We start from the raw sequence: 5,092 nt of genomic DNA, 5'->3' as shown, positions 1-5,092 counted from the left end.
CCACAGTGCCAAGCAATCCGAGTAACGGCGCTACAGCACTTAAAGTACCCAAGAAATTAATATTTTTTTCTAAATAGGAAATTTCTTGAGAAGCTGCAACTTCCATTTGCGCGCGAGCAAATTGCTCACCATGTTCGCGATGCTCGAAACCTGCTTTTAAAATGTGTCCCAATGCACTATTTTGCACTTCTACATTTTGTTCTAAACTTTCCACTATATCTTCAGCTCTTAAAGAGCTCTTACCGCTTAATGCTTCGGGTAGAACTTGTGAACGTCTTAACCGAACAAAACGTTCAATACTGATCGCAACAGTTAAAATTGAGCATAGAATTAAAGGCAGCATCAACCAGCCACCCGCTCTCACAAGTTCCCACATATGTTCTTCCCCAAGAATATAAAATTAGAAATACATGACCCAACTGCAAATTATTCTGGCAAGCAAATATTTAAAATGCCATCTAACTCATCCAAGGTATGATAATGAATAACAAGTTTACCCTTACCTTTTTGGTTATGATCAATTTTTACATTAGCACCAAAACGCTCTGATAATTTTTGTGTCAATTGCTCAATATCTGGTGCTACAGGCGCTTTTTCCTTTTCCTGCTTAGGCTCACTTCTATCACGCACCAATTGCTCTGTTTGACGAACGGACAATCCTTTCTCTATTACAATTTTAGCAACTTCTAATTGATCTTTACCTTTCAATGTCAAAATTGCTCGAGCATGCCCCATATCAAGCTGCCCTTGCTGCATGAAATCTTTAATATCATCAGCTAAACTCAATAAGCGCAATAGATTACTGACAGTGGTTCGTGCTTTACCAACTGTGTCAGCAATTTCTTGATGACTTAAACCAAATTCATCATGAAAGCGCTGTAGAGCTATTGCTTGATCAATTGGATTTAAATCTTGACGCTGAATGTTTTCAATTAACGCTAATGCAATTGCAACCTGATCATTTAAGTCACGAACAATTGCAGGAATTTCGGTTAAGCCCGCAAGTTGAGCTGCACGCCAACGACGCTCACCCGCAATGATTTCATATGGATGTGTTTCATCATCAACTGGACGGATTACAATAGGCTGCATCACGCCATGTTTTTCAATAGAAGATGCTAACTCTTGTAAATCATGTTCATGAATAAAACGACGTGGTTGATATTCACCACGTTTCAGTAAATTCACATCAATTTGCTTTAACTGTCCGTGGTCTAATGCCTGTGCTTCCAGTTGTAGTTTTTCTTTTTGAATTGAACCAAGTAATGCATCTAAACCACGTCCTTTAGCCAACCCGCGTTTTTTGATGCTCATACTTTACTTCCTTTCTTCACTTTACTTCTCTTTAACATCTCAGCTGCAAGATTTAAGTATGCAACTGCACCTTTAGAACTTTTTTCGAAATAGATAACAGGCAACCCGTGTGCTGGTGCTTCTGCTAAGCGAACATTTCGTGGAACAACAGTATCATAAAGTTTTTTGCCGAAATATTGCTCTAGTTCTGCAGACACATCACGTGTTAAAGCATTTCGTGCATCGTACATCGTACGTAATACACCAATAATTTCTAAATCAGGATTGAGTGCTTTTTGAATACGATCAATAGTCTGTGTTAAATCAGCCAAGCCCTCTAGCGCATAATATTCACATTGCATTGGAATAATTACACTATCTACAGCCGCCAAAGCATTGACAGTAATCAAACTCAAACTTGGAGCACAATCCACAATGATATAGTCAAATGAGTTTCTGATTTCATTCAAAGCATTCTTTAGAATGAATTCACGACCCTCTTGCTCTGCGATAGCGAGCTCTACACCTGAAAGCTCTCGATTAGAGCCTAGAACTTTATATCCAACTTCTGCTTTTTGAATGGCTGTTTCAATTGGGACTTCGCCAAGAAGAACATCTGTAATTGAATACAAAAGATCGTTCTTTTGAATACCAGACCCCATCGTAGCATTACCTTGTGAGTCCATATCTACAAGTAATACACGTTTTTTTAATACAGCTAGAGACGCTGCAAGATTTACTGCAGTCGTTGTTTTACCAACACCACCCTTTTGGTTTGCAATCGCAATAATTTGAGCCATGGTAACCTTAATACTTTTTATTTAGATACGTTGAAGTAAAAGTAAATGACGTTGTTCATCAAGTCTTGGTACGCGCAGTTCAATCACTTTACATGAAAAGTCCTGCTTGAGCTGCTCAATTTCCTCAACTGGCACTACACCTTTCATCGCTGCGATTATACTGCTCTGATGAAGATATGGCTGAGCTGCATCTACAAAGTCCGTTAAAGAAGCAAAAGCTCGACTTGTTATGACGTCAAACTGGCCAAGCTCATCAATTGTATCTTGATTCTCAACACGTGTTTGCACTGCCACAACGTTACTCAATTTAAGATCAGCAATAAATTGCTTCAAAAAACGAATTTTTTTACCATTAGAATCTAAAAGAACACATTGGCGTTGTGGCTGACAAAGAGCAATAATCATGCCAGGCATACCACCACCTGTCCCTACATCAAGCAGTCTACCTTCAGGTAAGTCATTTAAAATACTTAGACTATCCAACAAATGCTTCACTAACATTTCTTTCGGATCACGAATTGCTGTCAGATTATATGCTTTATTCCAAAGTACCAAAGCATCTTGATACTTTAACAATAATGCCAAAGCTTCATCGCTAAGCGATAAACCTAATTTTTGACTACCCTGTTGTAACTCTTGAAAAAACGGATGCATAAACAGATAACATCTAAGTAAAATTTAAAACAAAGTATACCCATTTATGCATCGTGGAACACTAGTTAACGATTAGGGATTACACACTTAATCGTAGAAGCCTTCACGAATTTGCAAATCTAGCTCTAATAACCGCTCAGGCGTTCCCACATCTACCCATGCACCTTTAAGCTTTTCACCAGATATTTTTTGATTGTGCATTGCTTGCTTCAACAATGGAGCTAAAGGACGTTTACCAGGTTCTAATCCATCAAAAAGCTTAGGATGGATAACAGACACACCACTAAAAGTGAGATTCTCACCTGTCACATCTTGATCGAATGTAAAAGCGCGTCCATCGAATAATGTAAAGTCGCCTTCAGGGTGCTGTTTAGGGTTATCAACCAATACAAGATGAGCTAAATCATCATTTAACTTAATATGGGGTAGAGTTTCAAAATCCATTGTGGTCCATACATCTCCATTCACCAGAATAAACGGATCTGTTCCAAGCAGTGGCAAAGCATTAATAATTCCACCCGCTGTTTCTAGCCCTTCATCCTCTCGTGTCCAACGGATATCCACACCAAATTGAGAGCCATCGCCTAAGCTACTGATGAGTTTATCGGCCAACCATGCAGAATTGATGACAATTTCGGTCACACCAATTTTCTTAAGCTTTTCAATATGCCACACAATTAGCGGCTTACCACCTACCTCAAGCAGAGGCTTTGGTGTATATAGCGTAAGTGGACGCATACGATTACCCAAGCCAGCAGCAAGAATCATTGCTTTCATTATGCTGCCACCTCATAGCTACCATATTTCTCAATAAATTTAGGCATCACTATGTTATTTATAAATACCATAAATTCTTCAAGTTCAGCGTAACCACGACTTTCTTCGAGTAAATACCACATGACTCGCGGTAGGTCTTTTAAGTATCCAGACTTACCATCACGCTCAAACAAACGAACAAAAATGCCAAGAATTTTAATATGGCGTTGAATAGCCATTAAATCTGCATCACGCTTGAACTGCTCAAAACTGCGGTTCTGTTTGGCAGACTCAGGCAATAAGTCATAAAAGGTTCTAAACCATTGATAAACATGTTCAGCATTCCATTGAACATATGCATCACGAGTAATCGAAATTAAGTCATATGTATCAGCACCAATAACAGCATCTTGGAAGTCGATTACTCCAAGCTCTAGTTCATTTTCAATTTTCATCAGATTACGACTGTGAAAATCTCGATGTACAATAACTTGCGGTTGGGCTACTGCGGCACGAGCCAAGAAATCAAATGCATCATCAATCGTTTTTTTCTGCTCAGCAGTCGGCTGAATAGCAAGCGATGGCAACATCCAGTCTGTGAGTAACTGCATTTCCGACATTAATTTTTCGTAGGAATAAGCTGGAAACTGGTTAGTCCCATCAATAGATTGCAATTGAATAAGTTGTTTAAAACTTTGTTCATAGTATTTATCGACTGTTTCATCATTTAATAATGTAGACAACAGCACATCACCAAAATCTTCCAATAACAGAAAACCTTGAGCCAAATCTTTCGCGACGATCTGAGGTACGCGTACACCATGGCCTGCAAAAAATTCGTCAATGGTCACAAACGGAACACAGTCTTCTTTTTCTGGAGGGGCATCCATGAGCATATACGTTTTATTTTGTAACTGGATACGCGCATAACGTCGGAAGCTTGCATCACCTGCTAAAAAAGCGATCTTAAATTGATCATTTTTAAGAACAGATGTAAGCCATGTATATATCAATTGTTCACGTTGTGTATTCATTTGCAATAAAATCTAAAACAAGCTGAGATTTTTGAAGGGTTAAGTGTAGCCACTTATAAACTTTTTCTCTATGATGCGACAATAATTAATTGTGAATTAGCATACTTGGTTAATGAGACAATGAAGCATCAGTTTAAATTTAATCCTTTAGCGACAGCTATTTTTACGCTCTTATGTGGCTCCATACAATCAAGTTATGCTGAGTCAGCTGATGTTGTCTCCAATATAGACAATAATCAACTTAAAGCGAGCATCAAAGAAGCCTACCCAGGTCAAGAATTCTTTCAGCAGTACTATGTTGATAAATCTGCACCTGAGGCACAGCTTCGTGACAATAAATATTTAAGCTCGGCATTTTGCCAGGGTACGTGGGTTACACCGATTAACCCAGAGACCAAAGCTGTAGATGCCGATAAGACAACTTCTGTCGTTACGGCTAATTATGGACATTATAATCCTGCCGGTGACTCGGTTTTAAAAGGTGATGTCGTTATTGATCAGGAAGGACGCACGGTTCGTGCTGACAAGGTTACGATTGATAAGACCCAAACCTTT

Annotated in this window: 6 protein-coding genes and 1 pseudogene; 1 reads left to right on the top strand and 6 read right to left on the bottom strand. The window is 38.8% G+C overall.

Annotated features, from left to right (window positions below; all coding sequences use genetic code 11):
• From UC75_RS19750 to UC75_RS02005, 6 genes are all read right to left on the bottom strand, one after another.
• On the bottom strand, positions 1-376 hold a 376-nt coding region (locus UC75_RS19750), incomplete at its 3' end, for a MotA/TolQ/ExbB proton channel family protein (protein WP_416202194.1).
• A 50-nt stretch (positions 377-426) separates the two neighbouring features.
• A complete protein-coding gene (locus UC75_RS02025) occupies positions 427-1,314 on the bottom strand; it encodes a ParB/RepB/Spo0J family partition protein (protein WP_005304694.1) in 888 nt (295 codons plus the stop codon).
• Entirely contained in the window at positions 1,311-2,093 is a 783-nt protein-coding gene (locus UC75_RS02020) for a ParA family protein (RefSeq protein WP_003651453.1), read from the bottom strand. The genes UC75_RS02025 and UC75_RS02020 overlap by 4 nt, the downstream gene beginning before the upstream one ends.
• Positions 2,094-2,114: 21 nt before the next feature.
• Complete coding sequence (gene rsmG / locus UC75_RS02015) at positions 2,115-2,747, bottom strand: 16S rRNA (guanine(527)-N(7))-methyltransferase RsmG (protein WP_003651451.1); 633 nt, start codon at positions 2,745-2,747, stop codon at positions 2,115-2,117.
• 87 nt (positions 2,748-2,834) lie between these two features.
• Positions 2,835-3,524 (bottom strand): N-acetylmuramate alpha-1-phosphate uridylyltransferase MurU, encoded by a 690-nt coding sequence (murU, locus tag UC75_RS02010; protein WP_049836514.1) that lies wholly within the window; start codon positions 3,522-3,524, stop codon positions 2,835-2,837.
• A complete protein-coding gene (locus UC75_RS02005) occupies positions 3,524-4,537 on the bottom strand; it encodes an aminoglycoside phosphotransferase family protein (RefSeq protein ID WP_049836513.1) in 1,014 nt (337 codons plus the stop codon). Before UC75_RS02005 ends, murU begins: the two co-directional genes overlap by 1 nt.
• 120 nt (positions 4,538-4,657) lie before the next feature.
• Here UC75_RS02005 and UC75_RS19745 point away from each other — a divergent pair.
• Positions 4,658-5,092 (top strand): annotated as a pseudogene (locus UC75_RS19745) (LPS export ABC transporter periplasmic protein LptC); the annotation flags it as partial.

Origin of the sequence: Acinetobacter sp. V2 (assembly GCF_001188385.1) — a bacterium.
In the GTDB taxonomy this organism is placed as follows: Bacteria; Pseudomonadota; Gammaproteobacteria; order Pseudomonadales; family Moraxellaceae; genus Acinetobacter; species Acinetobacter oleivorans.
The sequence above is the reverse complement of the archived record's forward strand: the minus strand, read 5'-3'. Positions and strand labels throughout refer to the sequence as shown.

What these genes read in the sequence shown, in the direction of transcription:
- murU (WP_049836514.1), bottom strand. Translation starts at nt 3,524, where the DNA reads ATGAAAGCAATGATTCTTGCTGCTGGCTTGGGTAATCGTATGCGTCCA.
- UC75_RS02005 (WP_049836513.1), bottom strand. Translation starts at nt 4,537, where the DNA reads ATGAATACACAACGTGAACAATTGATATATACATGGCTTACATCTGTT.
- UC75_RS02025 (WP_005304694.1), bottom strand. Translation starts at nt 1,314, where the DNA reads ATGAGCATCAAAAAACGCGGGTTGGCTAAAGGACGTGGTTTAGATGCA.
- UC75_RS02020 (WP_003651453.1), bottom strand. Translation starts at nt 2,093, where the DNA reads ATGGCTCAAATTATTGCGATTGCAAACCAAAAGGGTGGTGTTGGTAAA.
- rsmG (WP_003651451.1), bottom strand. Translation starts at nt 2,747, where the DNA reads ATGCATCCGTTTTTTCAAGAGTTACAACAGGGTAGTCAAAAATTAGGT.